Genomic DNA, 24088 nt, shown 5'->3' on the forward strand with positions numbered 1-24088 from the left:
CCCGACTCGGCCTGCGAGACTGGCCCGGTGCTGCCCCGCTTCGAGGTCGTCGCCCGCCGTCGGCCCGTGGACCTGGTGGCCCCCGGGTCGGTGCAGCTCGACGAGCCCCTCACCGCGGAGCTGTCCGCCGACACGCCCCAGCCGGCGCCGTACGTCGCCGTCAGCGCCGTCCTCGCCGCCCCGACCGGGCCGGCGGCGCCCGGGGGCGGCCGTCTGGTGCTGGAGCTCACCAGCGGCCCGGTCCGGCTGGTCGGTCGCTGGGACGTCGCCAGCGGCACCGTCTGCCTGGAGGTCCACACCGGGGACCGGGTCAGCGAGCACCGCAGCCGACGCCACGGACGCCTTCCCGCCCCGGTCGAGGCCCTGGGCCTGGCGCTGACCGGGACCCACCTCGCCGTGCTGACCCGCGGCGCCGACGGCTGGGCCGCCCGGGGGCGCGTCGACCTGCGCGACCGGGTGGACACCCGGGGCGAGGCGTTCCTCGCGGCGCTGCGGTCGGGTCAGCGCTGGGACGGGCCGGGGCGGCCGCCCGAGGGGCGCCTGCTCGCGGGCGGGTTCGGGCAGCTCGGCCTGCGCGACGTGCGGCTGGTCAGCGAGCCGGACGGCACGCCGTACCGCCGCGAGGGGCGGCTGCTGCTGACCGCGACCAGCGCCGGCCCGGGGTTCTTCGACACCGCCCACACCTCCGTCTGGAGCCTCGACCCGGGCACGCTCGAGCTCGGGCACGACGCCGACCTCTTCTTCCGCAGGCCCGGACGGCCCGGCGTGTTCGGCGACCACGCGACCCACCTGGTGCGCGCGGGCGACGAGTGGCTGGTCGCGACCAGCACGTGGGGCGACTTCGACCCGTCGCGGACCGGCGCGACGGTCGGGGCGACGCTGGCCCGCACGCGTGCCGACCTGACCTCGGGCCGGCACGTCCTCGACACCCGCCGGCTGGCGCTGCCCACCGACGGGCTCCGCTCGGTGGGCGTCTGGGACCCGTACCTCGTCCACGCCGACGGCCGGTGGCTGGTCGGCTTCGTCAGCGCCCGGAAGTTCTTCCGCTTCCACCCCGCCCTGGCCGAGGGGCCCGACCTCGACCGGCTCACGCTGCGTGCGGCCGCGCGCGACCGGACCGCGACCGAGGGGACCACGCTGGCCCGCCTCGACGGGGACTGGCGGGTGCTCGCCAGCGACGGGCGCGACGGCCGGCGCGGTCAGCGGCGCGGGTTCCCGGTCTTCGACATCGACCTCCAGCAGGTCGGCGCGCTCGACGCGCCGTACCCCACCAACATCCCGTGGCCCAGCGTCGTGCGCCTCGACGACGACCGCTGGCTGATGGTGACCTTCGACGGGACCTCGCACGGCGGCCCGCTGTCGGGCTACGGCACCCACGGGGACCTGGTCGTGCTGCGCACGTCCTGACCGACGCCGACGTCGACTCGAACGACCCGGGACGCCCGTCCTACGATGTGATCACGGACACGCGCCACCCCTGCGGTCCGCGACAGCAGCGCCACACGACCCCGTGGCCGACACACAGAAAGTGGGCACCACCCATGTCTGCACCCCTGGACGCCGACGTCTTCGAGCTCGGCGCCGAGCACGAGCAGGTCGTCTTCGCCAACGACCCCGCCACCGGCCTCAAGGCGATCATCGCCATCCACTCCACGGCCCTCGGCCCGGCCCTCGGCGGCACCCGGTTCTACCCCTACGCCTCCACCGCCGACGCGGTGCGCGACGTCCTGAACCTCTCGCGCGGCATGTCCTACAAGGCCGCGCTCGCCGGGCTCGACCTCGGCGGCGGCAAGGCGGTCATCATCGGCGACCCGGCCACGCTCAAGGGCGAGCCGCTGCTGCGCGCCTACGGCCGCTTCGTGCAGTCGCTGAACGGCCGCTACTACACCGCCTGCGACGTCGGCACCTTCTCGGAGGACATGGACCACATCGCCCGCGAGTGCTCCTACGTGACCGGTCGCACGGTCGCCCACGGCGGCGCGGGTGACAGCTCCGTGCTCACGGCGTACGGCGTCTTCCAGGGCATGCGCGCGGCCGCCGAGGTCGTGTGGGGCACCGACTCGCTCGCCGGGCGCACCGTCGGCGTCGCCGGCGTCGGCAAGGTCGGCCGGCACCTGGTGCGGCACCTGATCGAGGACGGCGCCTCCGTGGTGGTGACCGACGTGCACCAGCCGTCGGTGGACCGGATCCGCGACGAGTTCCCGCAGGTCGCCGCGGTCGACTCCACCGAGGCCCTGGTCGCCTCGCAGCTCGACGTCTACGCCCCCTGCGCCCTCGGCGGCGCGCTCACCGACGAGGTCGTCGACGTGCTGTCGGCCAAGGTCGTCTGCGGCGCCGCCAACAACCAGCTCGCCCACCCGGGCATCGAGAAGGCGCTCGAGGACCGCGGGACCCTCTACGCCCCCGACTACTGCGTGAACTCCGGCGGGCTGATCCAGGTCGCCGACGAGCTCGAGGGCTTTTCCTTCGAGCGGGCCCAGCAGCGGGCCACCGGCATCTTCGACACCACCCGTCGCGTGTTCGAGCTCGCCGCATCCGACGGGGTCGCCCCCGCCATCGCCGCCGACCGGCTCGCCGAGCGCCGGATGCGCGACGTGGGTCGCCTGCGCGGGATCTGGCTGGGCTAGGCCCGCGCCAGTCTCACCGGCTGGCCGGGGAGACTGGCACCTGTCAGGTGGTGCCCCCGCCGACAGGTGCCGGTTTCACCGGCTGACCGGTGAATCCGCCCGGCACGAGACCGTCCCCCGCGCAGCGGGGGACGTCCGCGTCGCGAACCCGCTCAGTCGCGCCCGGGGTCGGCGTAGTCCGACCAGTCGTCGTACTCGTCGGTGGACGAGTCGGCCTGGTCGTTGTTGCTGCTCTCGCCGCCATGCAGCTCCTGCGCCAACTTCCCGAAGTCCGTCTCGTGAGTGCGGTACTTCAGGTCGCGGGCGACCTTCGTCTGCTTGGCTTTCGCTCGGCCGCGCCCCATAGGGTCAGCCCCCTCGCACGCTCGGCCGGGGCACTGTGGCTCCCGGGCTGTCCTCAGAGTTCTCTCGTGGGCCCAACGCTACCGGTTGACCGGCTGTTCCCGCACACCGAGGCTTCTTTTCACCTCGCCGGTGGCCGCGGGAACGGTCACCAACCGGGGTGCTGACCGCTCAGCAGCACCCGGCCGCCGTTGCTCTCGTCACGTCGGACCTCGCCCGCGGCCCAGGCGCGGATGCCGTGGCCGGCGAGGATCTCGACGGCGGAGTCCACGTCGTCCGGCGCGATCAGGGCGACCATGCCGACCCCGCAGTTGAGCGTGGCCTCGAGGTCGGCCTGCGCGACGTCGCCCACGCGGCGTACGACGTCGAACACCGGCTGCGGCCGCCACGTGCCGCGGTCGATGGTCGCGCTCAGCTCCTCCGGCATCACCCGCTCGAGGTTGGCCGCGAGGCCACCCCCGGTGATGTGCGACATGGCGTGGGTCGCGGTCCGGCCGGCGAGGTCGAGGCAGGCCTTGGCGTAGATCCGGGTCGGCTCGAGGAGCTCCTCGCCGAGGGTGCGACCGAGCTCCGGCACGTCGCGGTCGAGCTCCCACTTCGCGGTGTTCAGGAGCACGTGGCGGACCAGCGAGTAGCCGTTGGAGTGCAGCCCGCTCGCCTCCATGGCGAGCACCACGTCGCCCGGGCGCACGCGCGCCGGGCCGAGCAGGTCGTCGGCCTCGACCACGCCGGTCGTTGCGCCGGCGACGTCGTACTCGTCCGGCCCGAGCAGGCCGGGGTGCTCGGCGGTCTCACCGCCCACCAGCGCACAGCCCGCGACGACGCAGGCCTCGGCGATGCCCTTGACGATCGCGGCGATCCGCTCGGGGACGACCCGGCCGGTGGCGATGTAGTCGGTCATGAACAGCGGCTCGGCGCCGCAGACGACCAGGTCGTCGACGACCATGCCGACCAGGTCGAAGCCGATGGTGTCATGGACGTCCATCGCCTGGGCGATCGCGACCTTGGTGCCGACGCCGTCGGTCGACGTGGCCAGCAGCGGCCGGCGGTAGCGGGTGAGCGCGGTGGCGTCGAAGAGCCCGGCGAAGCCGCCCAGGCCGCCGATCACCTCCGGCCGGCGGGCCTTGTCGACCCACCCCTTCATCAGCTCGATGGCCTTGTCGGCCGCCTCGATCGAGACCCCGGCCTCGGCGTAGGCCCCGGCGGTCTGGGCATGGTCGGCGGGAGGCTGGGTCACAAGGTCTCCTGGCTCGGGGGTGTCTGTCAGGGATTGTTGAGGACGGGCAGCGCCTTGCCCGCCGTCGGCGAGGTCAGCGACGTCTCCAGCAGGTGCTTGCCCAGGAGGCTCTCGTCGGGGAGCTCGATGGGGTACTCCCCGGTGAAGCAGGCCTTGCAGAGCCGCTCCGCGGGCACCTTGGTCGCCTCGATCATCCCCTCCAGGGAGATGTAGCCGAGGCTGTCCGCGCCCACGCTGGCCGCGATCTCGTCGACGTCGAGGCCGTTGGCGATGAGCTCGGCCCGGGTCGCGAAGTCGATGCCGTAGAAGCACGGCCACTTCACCGGCGGGCTGGAGATCCGCACGTGCACCTCCAGGGCGCCGGCCTCGCGGAGCATCCGCACCTGGGCGCGCTGGGTGTTGCCGCGCACGATCGAGTCGTCGACCACCACGATCCGCTTGCCGCGGATCATGTGCTCCAGCGCGTTGAGCTTGAGCCGGATGCCGAGCTGGCGCAGGGTCTGGCTCGGCTGGATGAAGGTGCGGCCGACGTAGGCGTTCTTCACGAAGCCCTGGCCGAACGGGATCCCGCTCTCCTCGGCGTACCCTGCCGCCGCCGGCGTCCCGGACTCCGGGACCGGCATGACCAGGTCGGCCTCGACGGGGAACTGGCGGGCCAGCTCGCGGCCCATCTCGACCCGCGCCTCGTGGACGCTGCGGCCGCTGATCGTCGCGTCGGGCCGGGCGAGGTAGACGTACTCGAACACGCAGCCCTTGGGGGCGGCCTCGGCGAAGCGGTGCGAGCGCAGGCCGTTCTCGTCGATGACCAGCATCTCGCCGGGCTCGACCTCGCGCACCACGCTGGCGCCGATGGTCGCCAGGGCGGCGTCCTCGCTGGCCACGACCCAGCCGCGCTCCAGCCGGCCCAGCACCAGCGGGCGGATGCCCTGCGGGTCGCGGGCGGCGTACAGCGTGTCCTCGTCCATCCACACGAAGCAGAAGGCGCCGCGCAGCTGCGGGAGGATCTCCAGGGCCCGCTGCTCGAGCGAGGTGTCCGGGTGGTGCGCCAGCAGCGCGGTCACCAGCCCGGTGTCGTTGGTGGACGACTCGAGGTTCTTGGCGTGCAGCTCGAGCTCGTCGCTGGGACCGGGGAGGTCGCTGACCATCTGGGCGAGGTCGTGGGTGTTGATCAGGTTGCCGTTGTGGCCGAGCGCGATCGAGCCGTCCCCCGTGGGCCGGAACGTCGGCTGGGCGTTCTCCCAGGTGCTGGCACCGGTCGTGGAGTAGCGCGAGTGGCCGATCGCGAGGTGCCCCTTGAGGGACTCCAGCGTGGACTCGTCGAAGACCTGGCTGACCAGGCCCATGTCCTTGTAGACCAGGATCTGGCGCCCGTTGCTGACCGCGATCCCGGCCGACTCCTGCCCGCGGTGCTGCAGGGCGTAGAGGCCGAAGTAGGTCAGCTTGGCGACGTCCTCGCCGGGGGCCCAGACACCGAACACCCCACAGGCGTCCTGGGGTCCCTGCTCGTGCGGGTCCAGCGCCGCCGTCAGTCGGCCGTCGCCACCCTTGCGCGTGCTGCTCTGGTAGGGCACGGCTCCGAGTCTAGGGCCGTGACTGGTCCAGTCCCATTCGTCGATCACTCAGAAGGCGTTTCGGGTGCCCGAAAGGGTGAATGACCGTAAGGTGGGTCACACCAGGGGGACAGCGAGACCAGATGACCGGGCATCACACCGACTTAGAGCCACGCCCCGCGCAGCAGGGCGAGTGGTACGACGCCTCGCGCGAGGCGCTGCAGACCATCGCCGAGGGCGTGACCCAGCTGGCGGGGTTCGGGGTCGCCGCGATCAGCGTCGTCCGCGACGACGGACGCCTCGAGGTGATGGCGGTCGCCGGCAGCGACGAGGCACGCGAGCAGCTGCTGGGCACCCGCACGCCCGTCGACCGGCTCGAGCGCGAGATCGTGAAGGCCGACGAGTGGGGCCTGCTGCGCTTCGTCCCGCACGAGCGGCTCGACGCCGAGGTCGGGGAGTCGTGGTGGGTCCCCGACATCACGCCGTCGTCCGACCCGGACGCCTGGCATCCGCTCGACCTGCTGATCGCCCCGCTGTACGACGAGCTCGGCGCCCTGCGCGGCACCCTCGCCATCGACCTGCCCGACGACGGGCGACGTCCCGGCACGGCCCGCCGCCAGCTGCTCCAGCGGTACGCCGAGCAGGCCGGTCGGGCCGTCATCACCGCGCTCGAGCGGGAGGCGCTCGCCCACAAGGTCCGGCTCGCGGAGGCGGCGCGCGAGGTCGTCCGGCACGCGAGTGCCCAGCTGCGCCTCGACCGCATCCTCAGCGACATCCGCGGGGCGCTGATGGAGGGGTTCCAGGCGCGCGGCCTGTGGATCCAGACCATCGACGAGGACGGTCACGGGACGGGCGCGGTCTACTCCGCGCTCGGCATCGAGATCGAGCTGACCGGCGACCTGGTGCGGATCGCCGAGGCCGCCGCCCGACGGGCCTGGGACGGCCAGCGGGTGGAGATCGTGCAGCGAGGCCGTCCGTTCGGCCCCTCGATCAACGCGGAGGAGGGCGACCAGATCCTCCACTTCCTCGAGACGATCGGCATCGGCTCGCTGCTGTTCGCCCCGCTCGGCGCCGGGCCGGAGTGCCTGGGCAACCTCGTGCTCACCCGCGCCGACGGCGACGCCGACTGGACCAGCGTCGAGAGCGACGCCGCGCGGGACATCGGCCACGACCTGGGCCGGGCGATCCTCAACGCCCGCAACTTCGAGCGCGAGCACCAGCTGGTCGAGGAGCTGCAGGCCCTCGACACCTACAAGAGCCAGCTGATCGCGACGGTCTCCCACGAGCTGAAGAACCCGCTCACCGCGATCCTGGGGCATCTCGAGATGCTCGACTCCTCACCCGACCTGACCGGCACCACGCGCGCCTCGCTGGCTGCGATGGACCGCGGGGCGCAGCGGATGGTCCGCGTCGTGGAGGACCTGCTGCTGCTGTCCAAGGTGGGCGACCCCGACAACCCGGTCATCCCGGCGCCGGTGGACCTGCGGAGCATCGTCGACGAGGTCGTGGACCTGAACTCCGTGGCGGCCGAGCGCAAGGACATCCGCCTCGACGTCGAGGCACCCCGGGAGCCGGTGCTGGCCTGCGGCGACCACGACGAGCTGGACCGGGTCTGCGCCAACCTGGTCAGCAACGCCGTGAAGTACACCCCCGAGGGGGGTCACGTGACCATCGAGCTCGCCGCCTGCGGCGACGAGATCCTGCTGCAGTGCAGCGACGACGGCCTCGGGATCTCCCCCGAGGACCAGCACCAGCTGTTCGCGGAGTTCTTCCGCAGCTCCAACCCCGCGGCCCTGGCACAGCCGGGGACCGGCCTCGGCCTGGCGATCGTGAGCCGCATCGTGCAGCGGCACAAGGGCCGTATCGAGCTCGAGTCCGAGCTCGGCAAGGGCAGCACCTTCCGGGTCCTGCTGCCGGCCGCCCCGCCCTGCTGACGCCGACCCCGCTCACATGTGGCGCTCGCCCTGCCTGATCGCCTCCCGGATGCGGGTGTAGGTGCCGCAGCGGCAGATGTTCCGGATGCCGTCGAGGTCGGCCTCGGTGATCGACCGGCCCTCGCGGCGTACCTTCCTGACCAGCGCGACCGCGGCCATGATCTGGCCGGGCTGGCAGTAGCCGCACTGGGCGACGTCGCGGTCCAGCCAGGCCTGCTGCATCGGGTGCAGGTCCGCGCCGACCGTGTCGGGCAGGCCCTCGATCGTGGTCACCTCGTCGCCGGGGCGGAGGTCACCGACGCGCACCGAGCAGGGGTTGAAGGCGCGGCCGTTGATGTGCGACGTGCACGCCTTGCAGACGTTGATGCCGCAGCCGTACTTGGGGCCGGTGACCCCGAGCAGGTCGCGCAGCACCCACAGGATCCGGACGTCGTCGTGGACGTCGACGGTGATGCTCTTGCCGTTGAGGACGAAGGTCTGCTTGGGCATCGGGTGCTCCTCAGTAGGTGAGCTTGAGCCCGTTGGTGGGCGACTGCGGGATCGGGGGGACGACAGGCTTGGGCCGGAACTCCAGCGGGTCGCGGTGGTTGATCGGGAAGTACGACGGCACGTGGCCGGTGGCCCGGGCGTAGGCGCAGGCGACCGCGGCGAACGTGGCCGCCACCCCTGCCTCGCCGGCGCCGCCGGGCTGCCCGCTGTCGGAGGGCATCAGGTGGACCTCCACCTCGGGCGGGGTGTTCCACTGGCGCGTGTAGAAGTAGTTGTCCCAGCTGGCCTCGAGGAAGTGCCCGTCACGCAGGTGCAGGCTGGAGGTCAGCGCGAGCGCGATGCCGTCGTTGATGCCGCCCTGCATCTGCGCCTCCAGGCCCCGTGGGTTCACCACCAGGCCCACGTCGATGGCGAAGACGACCTTGGTGACCCGGGGGCCGCCGACGCCGTGGTGGATGTCGCGGCCGACGGTCGCGGGCCGGCAGTCGATCTCCACCAGGCAGGCGCTGGCGCCCTTGTACTCCTTGTGGACGGCGATGCCCTGGGCCGTGCCAGCGCGCATCGTGCGCCCCCAGCGACCCGCGTCGGCGACCTTGTCGAGCACCGCCCGGACCCGGTCGTTGCGCAGGTTGGCCTTCCGGAACTCGTAGGGGTCCTGCTTCAACGCCGCGGCCAGCTGGTCGACCATCAGCTCTCCCGCGGTGCGTACGTCGGGCGAGTAGATGTTGCGCATCGAGCCGGTGTTGAAGCGGTCGTCGGTCTCGGTCAGCGTCTGGGAGACCACGCCGAAGTCGTAGGGGACCTCCTGGGTGAGCGCGAAGATCGTCTCCGCGAAGCCGAGGTTGCCCAGACCTGCGGGCAGGTCGGCGGCCATCGCGCTGACGATCTCGCCGAGGCCGTGCCGGAAGTCGGTCTGCACGCTGGTGTGGGCCTGCTGGAAGGCCAGCACCTGACCGCCGGCGTGGGTGACGCGGACCCGGCTGGTGGCCATCGGGTGGCCGCGGCCGACCCGGGCGTCGTCGGCCCGGTGCCACATCAGCTTGACCGGCTTGCCCATCGCCTGGGAGATCGTGGCGGCCTCGAGGGCGCCGTCGAAGAAGAGCCGGCGACCGAACGACCCGCCGCCCTGGACGACGTTCACCGTCACCTGCGCCGGTGTCATGCCGAGCCTCTCCGCGATCCGCTCCTGGGCGGTGACCGGTGACTTCAGGCCGGCCCAGATCGTCGCCCGGTCCGCACGCACGTCGGCGATCGCCGCGTTGGTGTCCATCGCGGAGTTGCTGCGGAAGTAGAACAGGAAGTCGTGCTCGATCGTCTCGGCCAGCGGGTTGTCCGGCAGCGCGGGCAGGGAGACCTCGGCGGCCCGCAGCTCCTTGACGATGTCGGCGTCGGACCGACCGGCGACCGGTCCGTCCTCCCAGTCCACCTTCATCGCCCGGATCGCGTCGATGCACTGCCCGAACGTCTTGGCCCGGACCGCGACCCCGGTGTCGACCACCGCCACGTCCTTGACTCCGGGCATCGCGAGGATCGCCTTCCGGTTCCGCAGCCGCTTCGGGGTGCCGTTCAGCGTGGGGGCGCGGCAGACCATGGTCGGCAGCGCTCCCTTCACCTGCAGGTCGGTCGTGAACTCCTTGCGGCCGGTCACCGCCGCGAGCGCGTCGACCCGGCCGTGGCCGACGCCGACCACGCGGAACTGCCCGGGGTCCTTGAGGCGCACGTCGACCGCGCGCGTCTCCGAGGCGGCGGCCCTCGTCGCGAGCTCGCCGTAGGTCACGCTGGACCCGTCGGGCGCCTGGACCACGCCGCCACGGGCCGTCAGGTTCGCGACCGTGTCACCGAGCACGACCGCAGCGGCGTCGAGGAGGGCGGCCTTCGCCACCGCGGCGGCCACCCGGATCGGGGTGTACGTCGAGATCGTGGTGTTCGACCCGCCGGTGAGCTGGTTGAAGACCAGCTCGGGCCGGGCGGGGGCCAGGGTGACGTGGACCTTCTCGACCGGGAGCTCGAGCTCCTCGGCGATGAGCATCGCCGTCGAGGTGGTGATGCCCTGGCCGACCTCCATGCGGGGCAGCGCGAAGGAGGCGGTGCCGTTCTCGTGGACGGTGACCGTGATCAGGTTCGCGGTCGGCCGGCACGAGTCGGTCAGCATGTCGTTGAGGTCGTAGAGCTCCGCGGGCTGCGGCGGGGTCGGGACGGCGGCCGCGGCGTCGACGAGCCCGAGGTCGGCGGCGGCGACGAGGGTGGCACCGCCGAGGACGTAGCCGACGAAGCTGCGGCGCCGCAGGGACACCGGGTCGGACGGGGCGTGCGGGGTCACGTGCGGGGTCATCGACCAGCCTCCAGAGCGTCGTTCCCGGCGTGCCGGGCTCGTGCTCCCTCCCGGGACCAGCGTGACAGCCGTCACGCCGGTGCGCCATGCCCGGCGTGCCCACGATCGGCGCCCCGCCGTTGTGCAGCTCGCACAACGACTGGGTCAGCGGTGCAGCCCCGCCCCGAGGGCGCGGAGCGCGAGGGCGAGCTCCAGGGGTGGCACTGCGTCGTCCCGGCCCGGGTCGAGCCGGTCCTGGCCGATGAGCGTGGCGATCCGGCGCAGCCGGTTGATGACGGTGTTGCGGTGGCAGTGCACGCGCGCCGCCGTGTGGCTGGTCGAGCCCGCCGTGGCCACCCAGGCGTGGAGCGTGTCCAGCAGCGGCCCCTGCTCGGCGGCCGGCAGGGCCAGCAGCGGGCCCAGCCACACCGCGACCAGCCGCCCGGCGACCTCGGGCGAGGTGAGCAGCAGCGCCTCCGGCAGGCGGTCGTCGAAGGCGACCACGCCCGCCCCGCCGTCGACCGTGCGCAGCGCGAGCGTCGCCTGCCGCATCCCGGCGTCGACGCCGGCCAGGCCGGCCACCACCGCGGAGACGCCGGCCGGCCCCTCGGCCCGCTCTGCGAGCGTCGCGTAGACGGGCGCGGCCGGTCGGCCGGCGAGCGCCACCAGCCCGACGACGCCCCCGCTGCGGCGTACCCACACCGAGGGGCACGGCCCGAGCAGCCGCTCGAGCCGGGCGCTGTCGAGGCGGGGACCGACCACCACCACGTAGCCGCCGACGACCGGGACGTCGAGGATGCGGGCGGCCTCGTGGGCGAAGCCGGGGTCGCCGGCCCGACCACTGAGCAGGCCCTCCCACAGCTCCGCGCGCAGCTGCTCGTCGGCGCGCACCGCCGCGCGCTCGGCCACGTGGTAGGCGGCCGCCACCTGCGCGGAGGTCTCGTCGACCACCTCCCACAGGCGGGTGCCGACCTCGCGCAGCTCGGCGGCGTCCAGCGTGGCGTGGGCCTGCTCGACCAGGTCGTCCCAGATCAGCCGGCCGCCCATCCGGAAGGAGCGCAGCACGTCGTCGAGGGGCAGGCCCTGCTCGGCCCGGCGGCGGCCGGTGGCCCGCGCCGCGTCGTACGCCGGATCACCCTCGGGCGGGGCCGCACGCCCCTCGACGGCCGTCGCCAGCAGCTCGAGCACCCGCCCGATGTTGTCGTGGCAGGAGTCCCAGAGGTCCGCGCGCGGCACCAGGCGGGTGGCCCGGTAGCCCGGGTTGCTGGCCTCGATGGTCGCGACCAGCCGGTCGGTGAGCGACCCGACCCGGGCGCGCCGGTGCCCGGCGAGGAAGGCCAGGGTCGCGGCGCGCACGGGGCGGTCGGGCTACAGGTTGCCGAGGTTGTGCAGCAGCAGCGCCTCGGCGAGGACGACCCGCTCGAACTCCGCGAGGTGGAGGCCCTCGTTGGCGCCGTGGGCGCGGGTGTCGGGGTCCTCGACGCCGGTCACCAGCACGCTCGCGCGGGGGAACGCCTCGAGGAACTCGGCGATGAACGGGATGGACCCGCCGACGCCCATGTCGACCGGCTCGGTGCCGTCCCACGCCTCGGTGAACGCGCTGCGCGCGGCGTCGTACGCCGGGCCGGTCGCGTCGATCTGGGTGGCCTCGCCGGTGTCGACGACGGTGACCTTCAGCTCGGCACCCCACGGGACGTGGGACTCCAGGTGGGCCCGGAGGCAGGCCAGGGCGTTCTCGGTGGTGTCGCCGGGGGCGATGCGCATCGAGATCTTCGCCCGGGCGGCGGGCACCAGCGTGTTGCTGGCGCCGTCGACCTTGGGGGCGTCGAGGCCGGTGATGCTGATCGACGGCTTGGTCCACAGCCGCTCGACGCTCGAGCCCTCGCCGATCCACTCGATGGTCGAGATCGCGCCCGACTCGGCGCGCAGCCGCTCCTCGGGGTACTCCACGTCGGCGGCGGGGCCGCTGTGCAGGCCCTGCACCGCCACGTTGCCGCGATCGTCGTGCAGGCTCGCGACGACCCGGGAGAGGGTCATCAGCGCGTCGGGCACCAGCCCGCCCCACATGCCGGAGTGCACGGCGTGGGTCAGGGTGCGGACCTCGACGTCGACGCGGACCAGGCCGCGCAGGCTGGTGGTGAGGGCCGGGACGCCGATGTCCCAGTTGCCGGAGTCGGCGATCACGATGACGTCGGCCGCGAGCTTGTCCTGGTGCTCCTTCAGCAGCGCCGGGAGGGTCTCGGAGCCGACCTCCTCCTCGCCCTCGATGAACATGGTGACGCCCACGGGCAGGTCGTCGCCGTACACCCGCAGGGCGCCGAGGTGGGCCGCGATGCCGGCCTTGTCGTCGGCCGCGCCACGGGCGTAGAGGCGGCCGTCGCGCTCGGTCGGCTCGAAGGGCGGGGAGTCCCAGTCGGCGTGGTCGTTCTCGGGCTGGACGTCGTGGTGGGCGTAGAGCAGCACGGTCGGGGAGCCCGCGGGGCCCGGCTTGTGCGCGATGACCGCCGGGGCGCCGCCGTCGACGCTCACGATCTCGACCGACTCGAAGCTCTCGGCCCGGAACAGCTCGGCCACGGCCTCGGCGCTGCGCTGCACCTCGGCCGCCCGCGCGGGATCGGCGCTGACCGACTCGATGCGCACCAGGTCCTCGAGATCCTGACGGATGCCTGGCAGGACCCCGGCCACCTTGTCCCTGATGCCGTCCACGTCGTACTCACTCATGCGGGTCAACCTATCCGGGCGGGTCGGAGGGGTTCTGCGAGGGATGGTCCCGCACGTGTCCCGACGTCCGGCAGACCATGGACGCGGAACTTCCGACCCGGGGCGACGAAACGTGCCGGACTATCTCAGGGGAACGGGAGGTACGGCGTGAGGTCGGCGCGCTCGCCGGAGGCGCGGACCCGGGCGGAGCCGGCGGCGGTGGGCCAGTCGAGGGCGCCGGTGGCGAGGGCGATCCAGGTCTCGGCGTCCATCTCCACGACGGCGGGCGGGGTGCCACGGGTGTGCCGGACGCCCTCGACGACCTGCACGGCGGCGTACGGCGGGACGCGCACCTCGACCGACCTGCCCGGCGCCCGGGACTCCAGCAGCGCGAGGTAGTGCTTGGTCAGCAGCCGCAGGTCGGCCGGCGCGGCGTCACCCGCGTCGAGGCGGGCGCGGGCCTCGGCCACGGCGGCGGGGTCGGCGGGGCGGAGTCGGGCGGGCACGCGGCGATCCTAGGTAACCGGGTCGCCGTCACCGTCGGCCCGGCCGGCGTCGCCCGGCTCGTCGACGCCGTCCGGCTCCGGCCCGGGGTAGGGCTGGATCAGCTGGTAGACGGAGTAGGTCAGCCGCCCCTCCCCCGCGCCCTGGGTCTTGCGGCGCCAGCGCTCGACGACCTCGGACATCTCCTGCAGCAGCTCGTCGGACTCCTCGGGGGTGAGCCGCAGGGCCCACTCCGAGACGCTCTTGTGGGGCTGCTTCCCCGGGTCGTGGGCCAGGGCCACGTCGACCAGGTGGTGCCCCCAGGCGACGGCGTTGCGCTGGAACACGGCGTACGCCGCCCGGCCGCCGGGCTGCTCGAGCATGTCCCGGGTGCGGAAGCTGATCCCGTCGGCGTCGGCGAGCCGCCAGACCCGGTCCCGCTGGTCGCGGGCCTCGTCGGGGGCCTCCTCGATCAGGCCGTACTTCGCGAGCTGGCGCAGGTGGAAGCTGGCCTGGTTCGCGGGGATGCCCAGCTCGCGGGCGATGTCGGCCGCGCGCAGCGACCCGGACGCGAACAGCTCGGACAGGATCCGGTTGCGGGTGGGGTGGGCGACCGCGCGCAGGATCCGCGGGTCGTCGTACGTCGCCATGCCCCCAGTCTACCCAGATCCGCACCAACAATTGCGCAATAACTCTTGCGCAACTTCTGATGCGCACCATATCGTGCGGAACATGACCAGCTACCGCGCCCTCGCCCGCAACCGCGACTTCACCGTGCTCTGGGTCGGGCAGACCGTCTCCGAGCTCGGGAGCCGGGTGAGCATGTTCGTGTTCCCGCTGCTCGCCTACCAGCTCACCGGGTCGGCCACCATCGCCGCCGCGAGCGAGGCGCTCTTCCTGCTGGGCATGGCCGGCACGCTGCTGCCGGCCGGGGTCTGGGCCGACCGGGTCGACCGGCGCCTGCTGATGCGGGCCTCCAGCGCCTCCGGCGTCCTCCTGTACGGGTCGCTGGTCGTCGCCGGCGTGCGCGACGCCCTCACCGTGCCGCACCTGCTCGTGGTGGCGCTGCTGACCGGGATCGGCGCCGGCCTGTTCAGCCCCGCGGAGATCGCCGCGGTCCGCTCGGTCGTCCCCCGCGAGGACCTGCCCACCGCGCTGAGCCAGAACCAGGCCCGCCAGCACGTCGCGGCGCTGGTCGGCGGCCCGCTCGGAGGACTGCTGTACGGCGTGACGCGCTGGCTGCCGTTCGCCGCCGACGCGGTCAGCTTCGCGGTCTCCTGGTTCCTCCTCGGCCGGATCCGCACCGACCTGGCCGCGCCCGCGCGGACCGGCCCCCGGCGCAAGCCGCGTGCCGACATCGCCGAGGGGATGCGGTTCATCTGGGGCCGGCCGTTCTTCCGGGTCCTGCTGACCTGGGCCGCGCTGGTCAACCTCGCCGTCAACGCGCTCTTCTTCGTCGCGATCCTGCGGCTCATCGAGGGCGGCTTCGACCCGGTCCACATCGGGCTGGTCGAGACGGTCGCCGGCGTCGCGGGGATCCTGGGCGCGATCGCGGCGCCGTGGATCATCGACCGGTTCGCCACCGGGTGGCTGACCATCCTGTGCGGGTGGGCGTTCGTGCCGCTCGTGGTCCCGATGGTGTTGTGGAACCAGCCCGCCGTGGTCGCCGCGGCGCTCGGCCTGGGCATGCTGCTCAACCCCGCCGGCAACGCGGGCATCGGTGCCTACCGGGTCGCGGTGACGCCGGACGCCCTGCAGGGCCGGGTGCAGTCGACGATGCAGTTCGTGTCGATGTCGACCATGCCGCTGGCTCCCGTGCTCGCCGGCGTGCTCCTCTCCGGCCTCGGCGGGTCGGCCGCGGTGGCCGTGCTCGGCGGGCTGACCGCGCTCGTGGCGCTGATCCCGACGCTGAGCGGCAGCGTCCGCCGGGTGCCGCGGCCCAGCCAGTGGAGCACCGGGGCGCCGGAGCAGGCCGAGGACGAGGCGGTCGCCGAGTCGGTCGCACCGGTCCCCGCCTGAGCCCTAGCGTGGGAGCCCACCGACGAGGGAGGCCGCGATGGCGCAGCAGGTGCTGGTCCTCAACGCCGGCTCGTCGTCGCTGAAGTACCAGGTCGTCGACCCGGGCACCGGCGCCGCGGCGGTCCACGGGATCGTGGAGCGGATCGGCAGCGGCGACGCCCGGCTGACCCACACCGACACCGACGGCACGCAGCGGCGGGAGCTCGCCGCCGACGACCACCGGGCCGCGCTCACCGCCGTCCACGACGCCCTCGACTCCTCCGGCGTCACCGAGGCGCAGCTCGCGGCCGTCGGGCACCGGGTCGTGCACGGCGGGCCGCGGCTCACCCGCACGCTCGTGGTCGACGACGACGTGCTCGCCGAGATCGAGCGGCTGGCCAGGCTCGCCCCGCTGCACAACCCGCCTGCGGTCGACGGGATCCGCAGCGCCAGGGCGGCGTACCCCTCCCTGCCGCAGGTCGCCGCCTTCGACACGGCCTTCTTCGCCGACCTGCCGGCGCCGGCGGCGACGTACGCCCTCGAGCGCGGGCTGGCCGAGCGGGAGGAGATCAGGAGGTACGGCGCGCACGGGATCAGCCACGCGTACGTCGCCGCCGAGGCCGCTGGGCTCCTCGGCCGGGACCCCGACGGGCTGGCCCTGGTCACGCTCCACCTCGGCAACGGCGCCTCCGCGGCGGCGATCCGCGGAGGACGTCCGGTCGACACGTCGATGGGGCTGACACCGCTCGAAGGGCTCGTGATGGGGACCCGCGCCGGCGACCTCGACCCCGGCATCCTGCTGCACCTGGTGCGGCACGCCGGCTTCGGCCTCGACGACCTCGAGGACCTGCTGCACCACCGCTCGGGCCTCGAGGGGCTGGCGGGCTGCCACGACTTCCGCGACCTGCTGGCGGCCGTCGACGCGGGCGAGGCGGCCGCGCGGACGGCGTACGACGTCTACTGCCACCGGCTGCGGAAGTACGTCGGGGCCTACCTGGCCGTGCTCGGGGGCGCCGATGCCGTGGTGCTCACTGCCGGGGTCGGCGAGCACGTGCCGCGGCTGCGTGCGGACGCCCTGGCGGGGCTCACGCGGCTCGGGGTCGCGGTCGACCCGGCCCGCAACGCGGCGCCCGCCGCCGGCCCGCGGGTCATCTCCCCCGACTCCTCCCCCGTGACCGTGCTCGTGGTGCCGACCAACGAGGAGCTCGCGATCGCGCGGCAGGTGGTGGCGGTGCTGGCCGGCCGCTTGTAACGCGGTGTCCACGTCACTGGTGCGGGGTTGCGGCACCGCACCAGTGCCGTGGACACCGCGTTACAAGGGGGGGGCGGCCTCATCCGCGGTCCGGCCCCAGGGCGGTCGCGGTCGTCGACGGCGAGCGCCCGTGCCCCGGGGACGAGAGCTCGCTCCAGCTCCACTCCCGCACCTCGGGCAGGTCGTCGCCGTGCTCGCGGGTCCACTGGCGGGCCCGCCGCCGGGTGTCGCCCATCTGCTGGCGCAGCACGGCCGCGCGGGACCCGAGCCCGGGGACCCGGTCGATGACGTCCATGACCAGGTGGTAGCGGTCGATCTCGTTCATCATCACCATGTCGAAGGGCGTCGTGGTGGTGCCCTCCTCCTTGTAGCCGCGCACGTGCAGGTTGTGGTGGTTGGTGCGGCGGTAGGTCAGCCGGTGGATCAGCCACGGGTAGCCGTGGTAGGCGAAGATCACGGGCTTGTCGGTCGTGAACAGCGTGTCGAAGTCGCGGTCGGAGAGGCCGTGCGGGTGCTCCTTCTCGTCCTGCAGCCGCATCAGGTCGACCACGTTGACGAAACGGATCCTCAGCGACGGCAGGTGCTCGCGCAGGATCGACACCGCGGCGAGCGCCTCCAGGGTGGGGACGTCGCCCGCGCAGCCGATCACCACGTCGGGCTCGCCGTCGTCGTTGGAGGCCCACTCCCAGATGCCCAGCCCGCGCGCGCAGTGGAGGTCGGCCGCCTCGGCGTCGAGCCAGTCGAACACCGGCTGCTTGCCGGCCACCACGACGTTCACGTAGTGCTCGCTCGCCAGGCAGTGCTGCATCGTCGAGAGCAGGGTGTTGGTGTCCGGCGGCAGGTAGACGCGGACCACCTCGGCCTTCTTGTTCACGACGTGGTCGATGAACCCGGGGTCCTGGTGGGAGAACCCGTTGTGGTCCTGGCGCCACACGTGCGAGCTCAGCAGGTAGTTGAGGCTGGAGATGCGCGGCCGCCAGGACAGGTCGCGGGTGGTCTTGAGCCACTTCGCGTGCTGGTTGAACATCGAGTCGACGAGGTGGATGAACGCCTCGTAGCAGCTGAACAGCCCGTGCCGGCCGGTGAGCAGGTAGCCCTCCAGCCAGCCCTGGCAGGTGTGCTCGGAGAGGATCTCCATCACCCGGCCCGAGCGGGCGAGGTGCTCGTCGCTGTCACGGATCTCCCCGGCGAAGACCTTGTCGGTGACCTCGTAGACCGCGTCCAGCCGGTTCGACGCGGTCTCGTCCGGCCCGAAGATCCGGAAGCTGGAGTCGTTGTCGCGCACCACGTCCACGAGGTAGCGGCCCAGCACCCGGGTCGGCTCGTGGATCGAGGCGCCGGGCTCGGTGACCTCGACGGCGTGGGTGCGGAAGTCGGGCAGGTGCAGCGGCACCCGCAGCAGCCCCCCGTTGGCGTGCGGGTTCGCGCTCATCCGGCGCGCACCGACCGGCGCCAGCGCCCGCAGGTCCTCGGCCGGCGCACCGGTGGCGTCGAACAGCTCCTCGGGGCGGTAGGAGCGCAGCCACTCCTCCAGGATCGCCCGGTGCTCGGCGTTCTGCCGGGTCTCGGCCAGCGGCACCTGGTGGGACCGCCAGGTCCCCTCGACCTGCAGCCCGTCGACCACCTTCGGGCCGGTCCACCCCTTCGGGGTCACCAGCAGGACCATCGGCCACGGGCGGCGTACGACGTCGCGCCGGCCGGCGGTCTCCCGGGCCTCGCGCTGGATGTCCCGGATCGTGTCGTGCGCCCGGTCCAGGGCCGCTGCCAGCTGCCGGTGCACCTCCCGCGGGTCGTCGCCCTCGACGGTGAGCACCTCGTGGCCGTAGCCGCGCAGCAGGCTCTCGAGCTCCTCGCGCGGGATCCGCGCGGCCACCGTGGGGTTGGCGATCTTGTAGCCGTTGAGGTGCAGGATCGGCAGCACCGCCCCGTCGCGCACCGGGTCGACGAACTTGTTGGCGTGCCACGACGCCGCCAGCGGACCGGTCTCGAACTCGCCGTCGCCGACCACCGCGGCCACCACGAGGTCGGGGTTGTCCATCGCCGCGCCGTACGCGTGGGAGAGGACGTAGCCGAGCTCGCCGCCCTCGTGGATCGAGCCCGGCGTCTCGGGCGCCACGTGGCTGGGGATGCCGCCCGGGAAGGAGAACTGCCGGAAGAGGCCCTGCATGCCCTCCCGGTCGTGGCCGATGTGCGGGTAGACCTCGCTGTAGGTGCCCTCCAGCCAGGCGTTCGCGACGGCGGCGGGCCCACCGTGGCCGGGCCCGGCGAGGAAGATCGCGTCGAGGTCGCGTTGCCGGATGAGCCGGTTCAGGTGCGCCCACACCAGGTTGAGGCCCGGCGTGGTGCCCCAGTGGCCGAGCAGTCGCGGCTTGACGTCCTCGGCCACCAGCGGCCGCTCGAGCAGCGGGTTGTCCAGCAGGTAGATCTGGCCGACCGCGAGGTAGTTGGCGGCCCGGAACCAGCGGTCCAGCGACTCGACCTCGGCGTCGTCGATGATGCGGACCTCGCGGGTGGAGCGCTCGGAGGACTTCCGGGTGAACACGGGCATGCGCGATTCTCCTCGGGTGGACGGGGCCGGTCCACCGTCGCACGGCGACCGGGCTGCCGCCACGGGTCGAAGGTCCGCACGGTGGGGCCGTCGTACCCTCGGCGGGTGAGCGGGGACGAGAGGCGCGTCGGCGTCGTGGGGGCCGGGATCGTCGGGCTGGCGGTCGCCCGGCGGCTGCTGGAGACCCGGCCGGGGGTCGAGGTCACGGTCTTCGACAAGGAGCCCGAGGTGGGCCGGCACCAGACCGGTCACAACAGCGGCGTCGTGCACGCCGGCCTCTACTACCCGGCCGACTCCCTCAAGGCCCGGCTGTGCCGACGCGGCGTCGGCCTGCTCCGGGAGTACTGCCAGGAGCGGGGGATCGAGTACGTCGAGTGCGGCAAGACCGTCGTCGCACTCACCGACGACGAGGTGCCGCGGCTGCGCGCGATCGAGGAGCGGGCGACGCGCAACGGCGTCCCCGGGCTGCGCTGGCTCTCCGCGGCGGGGATCCGCGAGCACGAGCCCCACGTCACCGGGGTCGCCGGCCTGCACTCGCCCTCGACCGCGATCGTCGACTTCGTCGCGGTCACCCGGGCGTACGCCGAGGACGTCGTGGCCGGCGGCGGCCGGCTGCTCCTGGGCACCGAGGTCGAGGAGATCGAGCGGGCGGGTGACGTGGTCCGGGTGACCGCCGGCGGTGAGCGGCACGAGCTGGACCACCTCGTCGTCTGCGCCGGCCTGCAGTCCGACCGGGTGGCCCGGCTGGCCGGGGACGCCGCGGAGCCGGCGATCGTGCCGTTCCGCGGTGAGTACCTCACGATGCGGCCCGACCGCGCGCACCTGGTGCGCGGGCTGGTCTACCCCGTGCCCGACCCGCGTTACCCGTTCCTCGGCGTGCACTTCACCCGTCGCGTCGACGGCACCGTCGACATCGGCCCGAACGCCGTGCTCTCGACCGCCCGCGAGGGCTACCGCCGCTCCGACGTGGTGCTGCGCGACCTGGCCGAGACGCTGGCCTGGCCGGGGTTCCGCCGGATGGCCCGGCAGCACTGGCGGATGGGGCTGACGGAGATGCGTGGGTCGCTGTCCCGGCGGGCGTTCGTGGCCGGCGCCCGGCGCTACCTGCCCGAGCTCACCGTCGCCGACGTCGACGGGCGGCACGCCGGCGTGCGGGCGCAGGCGCTGGACCGCGACGGCAGCCTCGTCGACGACTTCCGGATCAGCCGGCTGGGGCGGGTCACCGCCGTCCGCAACGCCCCGTCACCGGCCGCGACGTCGTCGCTGGCCATCGCGGAGCACCTGGTCCCCTGACGAGTCGCGCGGCTGGGCGCGCGCTCGGGCGCACCCCGACCGGCACGACTCTCAGGCGAGGGCGTCGAGGATCGCGAGGGTGCGCCGCCACGCCTCGGAGCCGGTGTCGATCACCACGAAGTGGTCGCCCTCGACCTCGACCAGCTCGGCGCGCGCCCCGGCGGCGGTGGCCGACTCGACGTACCCCCGCGACTGGCTGATCGGCACGATGTCGTCCGCGCGGCCGTGCACGCACCAGAGGGGTACGTCGAGGGGCACCTGGCGGGCGGGGTCGGCCGGGTCGTCGCCGGGCCCGGGCGGGTGACCGAGGAGGGCCTCGACCGCACCGCCGCCGAGCCCCTCGACGTACGCCGCGCGCAGGTCGAGCACCCCCGCCTGGGAGATCACGGCCGTGACGTCGACGCCGTCCTCCCAGCGCGCGAACCGGCGGCGGGACGCGGCCCAGGCGGCGAGGTGGCCGCCGGCAGAGTGGCCGAGGGCGACCACGGTGCCGAGGTCCAGCTCGAGGTCCGCGAGCCGGTCGATGCCGGCGGCGACGTCGTCGAGCGTGGTCGGCGAGCCGCCGCCCGCCCCCCTCGACCCGGCCGGGCCGACCCGGCGGTACTCGAGGTTCCACGCGGCCCACCCGTGCCCGACCAGGCTCGCCGCGAGCGGGCGCCCGAGGGAGAGGTCGTACTCCGCCTTCCAGAAGCCGCCGTGCACGACCACGACCACCCCGCGGGGGGTGCCGTCGGGCAGCGAGAGCTCGCCGTACTGGCTGGGGTCGTCGCCGTAGCTGATGGTCCGCGCGTCGGTCACGACCTCATCCTCGCAGCGACGGGTCGCGTGCCCGGGAACGCGCCGTGGCGCGGCTGGGGCGCACGACCCGATCGGGAACGTCAGGCGAGCGCGGCCGGCAGCGTGGCGGTCCAGGCCTCGCGCAGCTCGGCGAGCGGGACGTCGAAGAGGCCCTCGACGACCACGGCGTCACCGCCGGTCGTGCCCAGGGCGGTGAGCGGCACGCCGTGACGCGCGGCGAGCTCGGCCAGCCGGTCCTCGTCGCCCGCAGCGACGGTGACCAGCACCCGCGCGGCCGACTCGGCGAAGAGGTCGACGAACGCGTCGCCGGGCAGCGAGACCGTCGCCCCGACGTCGTGGCGCAGCGCCGCCTCGACCAGCGCCTGGCCCAGGCCGCCGTCGGAGAGGTCGTGGGCGCTGGAGAGCAGCCCGACCCCGTCGCGCAGCAGCTCGGCGAGCGCCTTCTCGGCGGCCAGGTCGACCCGCGGCGGGCGACCACCGAGGTGCCCGTGCACCACGTGCGCCCACTCCGAGCCGGAGAGCTCCTCGCGCGTCTCGCCGAGCAGGAACACCCGCTCCCCGGCCGAGGCCCACGCCGACGGCGTCCGCGCGGTGACGTCCTCGATCACGCCGAGCACGGCGACCACCGGGGTGGGCAGGATCGCCGTCTCGCCGGTCTGGTTGTAGAGGCTGACGTTGCCGCCGGTGACCGGGATCCCGAGCTCGAGGCAGGCGTCCTTCAGGCCGCGGCAGGCCTCGGCGAACTGCCACATGACGTCAGGGTCCTCGGGCGAGCCGAAGTTGAGGCAGTCGGAGATGGCCAGCGGCGTGGCACCCCCGGTCGCGACGTTGCGGTAGGACTCGGCGAGGGCGAGCTGGGCGCCGGCGTACGGGTCGAGCTTGGCGAAGCGGCCGTTGCAGTCGGTCGAGACCGCCACGCCGAGGTTGGTCTCCTCGTCGACCCGGACCATCCCGCTGTCGGAGGGCTGGGCGAGCACGGTGTTGCCGCGCACGTAGCGGTCGTACTGGTCGGTGATCCAGGACTTGTCGCAGAGGTTCGGGGAGGCGACCAGGCGCAGCAGGGTGTCGCGCAGCTCGGCGCCGGTCGCGGGCCGGGCCAGCGCCTCGGCGGCGTCGGCCTGCAGGGCGTCCTGCCAGTCCGGGCGGGCGAAGGGGCGCTGGTACGTCGGCCCCTCGTGCGCGACGGTCCGCGGCGGCACGTCCACGACCCGCTCGCCGTGCCAGTCGATGTGCAGCCGGCCGGTGTCGGTCACCTCGCCGACGACGACCGCCTCGACGTCCCACTTGGCGCAGATCGCCATGAACGCGGCCACGTCGTCGGGCTCGACGACGGCCATCATCCGCTCCTGCGACTCGCTCATCAGGATCTCCTCCGGCGCGAGCGTGGAGTCGCGCAGCGGGACCCGGTCGAGCTCGACGTGCATGCCGCCGTCGCCGGCGGAGGCGAGCTCGGAGGTTGCGCAGGACAGGCCCGCGCCGCCGAGGTCCTGGATGCCGGCGACGAGGCCGGCCGCGAAGATCTCGAGCGTGCACTCGATGAGCAGCTTCTCCATGAAGGGATCGCCGACCTGCACGCTGGGCCGCTTGGCGGGACCGTCAGCATCGAAGGTCTCGGACGCCAGCACGGAGACGCCACCGATGCCGTCCCCGCCGGTGCGGGCGCCGTAGAGGATCACCTGGTTGCCGACACCGCTGGCCTTGGCGAGGTGCAGGTCCTCGTGCCTGAGCACGCCGACGCACAGCGCGTTGACCAGCGGGTTGCCGAGGTAGGTCTCGTCGAAGACCGCCTCGCCGCCGATGTTGGGCAGGCCGAGGCAGTTGCCGTAGCCGCCGACGCCGGCGACGATCCCGGGCAGCACCCGGTGGGTGTCGGGGGCGTCGAGCGGGCCGAAGCGCAGCGGGTCCATCACGGCGACCGGCCGGGCACCCATGGCAAGGATGTCGCGGACGATGCCGCCGACGCCGGTCGCGGCGCCCTGGTAGGGCTCGACGTACGACGGGTGGTTGTGGCTCTCCACCTTGAAGGTGACGGCGTAGCCCTGACCGATGTCGATGACGCCGGCGTTCTCGCCGATGCCGGCGAGCATCCTGCCGGCCGGGGTCTGCTGGGGGATCTCGGAGAACTGCTTGAGGTGCACCTTGGAGCTCTTGTAGGAGCAGTGCTCGCTCCACATCACGGAGTACATCGCCAGCTCGGAGCTGGTGGGCCGACGGCCGAGGATCTCGCGGATCCGCTGGTACTCGTCGGCCTTGAGGCCGAGGTCCGCCCAGGGCTGCTCGCGCTGGGGGTCCTCCTTGGCGACGGCGACGGTGTCGAGATGGGTCACGGGGGCGGTGCTGGTCTCGGGCACGGGCGCCAATCTACCGGCGCGACCGCCCCTCCCGGTGCTCGGGCCACGGGCGGTGAGAAACGCCGAGGTGCAGGAACGGGCGCGCGTTCCCCCAGGCTCGGTAAGTGAGGCTGCGGACCGGTCCAGACAGGGCCGGGCGATCCTAGGCTGCCGACATCTCATGAAGCCCTCGGCC

Annotated in this window: 18 protein-coding genes; 6 read left to right on the forward strand and 12 right to left on the reverse strand. The window is 73.5% G+C overall.

The window, feature by feature from the left end:
* The first annotated feature begins 27 nt into the window (after positions 1–27).
* Together ACFO9I_RS07940 and ACFO9I_RS07945 are read left to right on the forward strand one after the other, a co-directional pair.
* A complete protein-coding gene (locus tag ACFO9I_RS07940; protein ID WP_379179540.1) occupies positions 28–1407 on the forward strand; it encodes a hypothetical protein in 1380 nt (459 codons plus the stop codon).
* A 134-nt stretch (positions 1408–1541) separates the two neighbouring features.
* Positions 1542–2627 carry a Glu/Leu/Phe/Val family dehydrogenase gene (locus tag ACFO9I_RS07945; RefSeq protein WP_379179542.1) on the forward strand — a complete coding sequence of 362 codons (1086 nt, stop codon included), beginning with the start codon at positions 1542–1544 and terminating at the stop codon, positions 2625–2627.
* Positions 2628–2779: 152 nt separating this feature from the next.
* Here ACFO9I_RS07945 and ACFO9I_RS07950 read toward each other — a convergent pair whose 3' ends face one another.
* The 3 genes from ACFO9I_RS07950 to purF form a co-directional block, all read right to left on the reverse strand.
* The gene (locus tag ACFO9I_RS07950; RefSeq protein WP_379179544.1) at positions 2780–2971 is read right to left on the reverse strand and encodes a DUF3073 domain-containing protein; all 192 of its coding nucleotides are present in this window, start codon (positions 2969–2971) and stop codon (positions 2780–2782) included.
* Between the two features lie 146 nt (positions 2972–3117).
* On the reverse strand, positions 3118–4206 hold the full coding sequence (purM, locus tag ACFO9I_RS07955) for a phosphoribosylformylglycinamidine cyclo-ligase (protein ID WP_379179546.1): 1089 nt from the start codon (positions 4204–4206) through the stop codon (positions 3118–3120).
* 26 nt (positions 4207–4232) lie between these two features.
* Positions 4233–5777 carry an amidophosphoribosyltransferase gene (gene purF / locus ACFO9I_RS07960; protein WP_379179548.1) on the reverse strand — a complete coding sequence of 515 codons (1545 nt, stop codon included), beginning with the start codon at positions 5775–5777 and terminating at the stop codon, positions 4233–4235.
* Positions 5778–5899: 122 nt separating this feature from the next.
* On the opposite strand from purF, the gene ACFO9I_RS07965 reads away from it, so the two are divergent.
* Positions 5900–7690 (forward strand): ATP-binding protein, encoded by a 1791-nt coding sequence (locus tag ACFO9I_RS07965; protein WP_379179550.1) that lies wholly within the window; start codon positions 5900–5902, stop codon positions 7688–7690.
* 12 nt (positions 7691–7702) lie between these two features.
* Here ACFO9I_RS07965 and ACFO9I_RS07970 read toward each other — a convergent pair whose 3' ends face one another.
* The 6 genes from ACFO9I_RS07970 to ACFO9I_RS07995 all read right to left on the reverse strand — a co-directional run bounded on the left by ACFO9I_RS07970 (position 7703) and on the right by ACFO9I_RS07995 (position 14323).
* Positions 7703–8179, reverse strand: a complete 477-nt coding sequence (locus ACFO9I_RS07970; RefSeq protein ID WP_379179552.1) for a (2Fe-2S)-binding protein — start codon at positions 8177–8179, stop codon at positions 7703–7705.
* A 10-nt stretch (positions 8180–8189) separates the two neighbouring features.
* Positions 8190–10511, reverse strand: a complete 2322-nt coding sequence (locus ACFO9I_RS07975; protein ID WP_379179554.1) for a molybdopterin cofactor-binding domain-containing protein — start codon at positions 10509–10511, stop codon at positions 8190–8192.
* A gap of 144 nt (positions 10512–10655) precedes the next feature.
* Complete coding sequence (locus ACFO9I_RS07980; RefSeq protein ID WP_379179556.1) at positions 10656–11846, reverse strand: PucR family transcriptional regulator; 1191 nt, start codon at positions 11844–11846, stop codon at positions 10656–10658.
* Between the two features lie 12 nt (positions 11847–11858).
* The gene (locus tag ACFO9I_RS07985; RefSeq protein ID WP_379179558.1) at positions 11859–13211 is read right to left on the reverse strand and encodes a dipeptidase; all 1353 of its coding nucleotides are present in this window, start codon (positions 13209–13211) and stop codon (positions 11859–11861) included.
* Positions 13212–13336: 125 nt separating this feature from the next.
* A complete protein-coding gene (locus ACFO9I_RS07990) occupies positions 13337–13696 on the reverse strand; it encodes a sterol carrier family protein (RefSeq protein WP_379179560.1) in 360 nt (119 codons plus the stop codon).
* A 9-nt stretch (positions 13697–13705) separates the two neighbouring features.
* On the reverse strand, positions 13706–14323 hold the full coding sequence (locus tag ACFO9I_RS07995; RefSeq protein WP_379179562.1) for an ArsR/SmtB family transcription factor: 618 nt from the start codon (positions 14321–14323) through the stop codon (positions 13706–13708).
* A gap of 82 nt (positions 14324–14405) precedes the next feature.
* Here ACFO9I_RS07995 and ACFO9I_RS08000 point away from each other — a divergent pair, with 82 nt between their 5' ends.
* Together ACFO9I_RS08000 and ACFO9I_RS08005 are read left to right on the forward strand one after the other, a co-directional pair.
* A complete protein-coding gene (locus ACFO9I_RS08000; RefSeq protein WP_379179564.1) occupies positions 14406–15692 on the forward strand; it encodes an MFS transporter in 1287 nt (428 codons plus the stop codon).
* A 37-nt stretch (positions 15693–15729) separates the two neighbouring features.
* Positions 15730–16923 carry an acetate/propionate family kinase gene (locus tag ACFO9I_RS08005; RefSeq protein WP_379179566.1) on the forward strand — a complete coding sequence of 398 codons (1194 nt, stop codon included), beginning with the start codon at positions 15730–15732 and terminating at the stop codon, positions 16921–16923.
* Between the two features lie 79 nt (positions 16924–17002).
* On the opposite strand, the gene ACFO9I_RS08010 is transcribed toward ACFO9I_RS08005, so the two are convergent.
* Positions 17003–19471 carry a phosphoketolase gene (locus ACFO9I_RS08010; protein ID WP_379179568.1) on the reverse strand — a complete coding sequence of 823 codons (2469 nt, stop codon included), beginning with the start codon at positions 19469–19471 and terminating at the stop codon, positions 17003–17005.
* Between the two features lie 105 nt (positions 19472–19576).
* On the opposite strand from ACFO9I_RS08010, the gene lhgO reads away from it, so the two are divergent.
* Positions 19577–20764 (forward strand): L-2-hydroxyglutarate oxidase, encoded by a 1188-nt coding sequence (gene lhgO / locus ACFO9I_RS08015; protein ID WP_379179570.1) that lies wholly within the window; start codon positions 19577–19579, stop codon positions 20762–20764.
* A gap of 51 nt (positions 20765–20815) precedes the next feature.
* Here the strand turns inward: lhgO and ACFO9I_RS08020 are convergent, their stop codons facing one another.
* Complete coding sequence (locus ACFO9I_RS08020) at positions 20816–21562, reverse strand: alpha/beta hydrolase family protein (protein ID WP_379179572.1); 747 nt, start codon at positions 21560–21562, stop codon at positions 20816–20818.
* A gap of 80 nt (positions 21563–21642) precedes the next feature.
* Positions 21643–23913 carry a phosphoribosylformylglycinamidine synthase subunit PurL gene (gene purL, locus ACFO9I_RS08025; RefSeq protein WP_379179574.1) on the reverse strand — a complete coding sequence of 757 codons (2271 nt, stop codon included), beginning with the start codon at positions 23911–23913 and terminating at the stop codon, positions 21643–21645.
* Between the last annotated feature and the right edge of the window lie 175 nt (positions 23914–24088).

Origin of the sequence: Nocardioides sp. GCM10023255 (assembly GCF_042653125.1) — a bacterium.
Lineage (GTDB): Bacteria > Actinomycetota > Actinomycetes > Propionibacteriales > Nocardioidaceae > Nocardioides.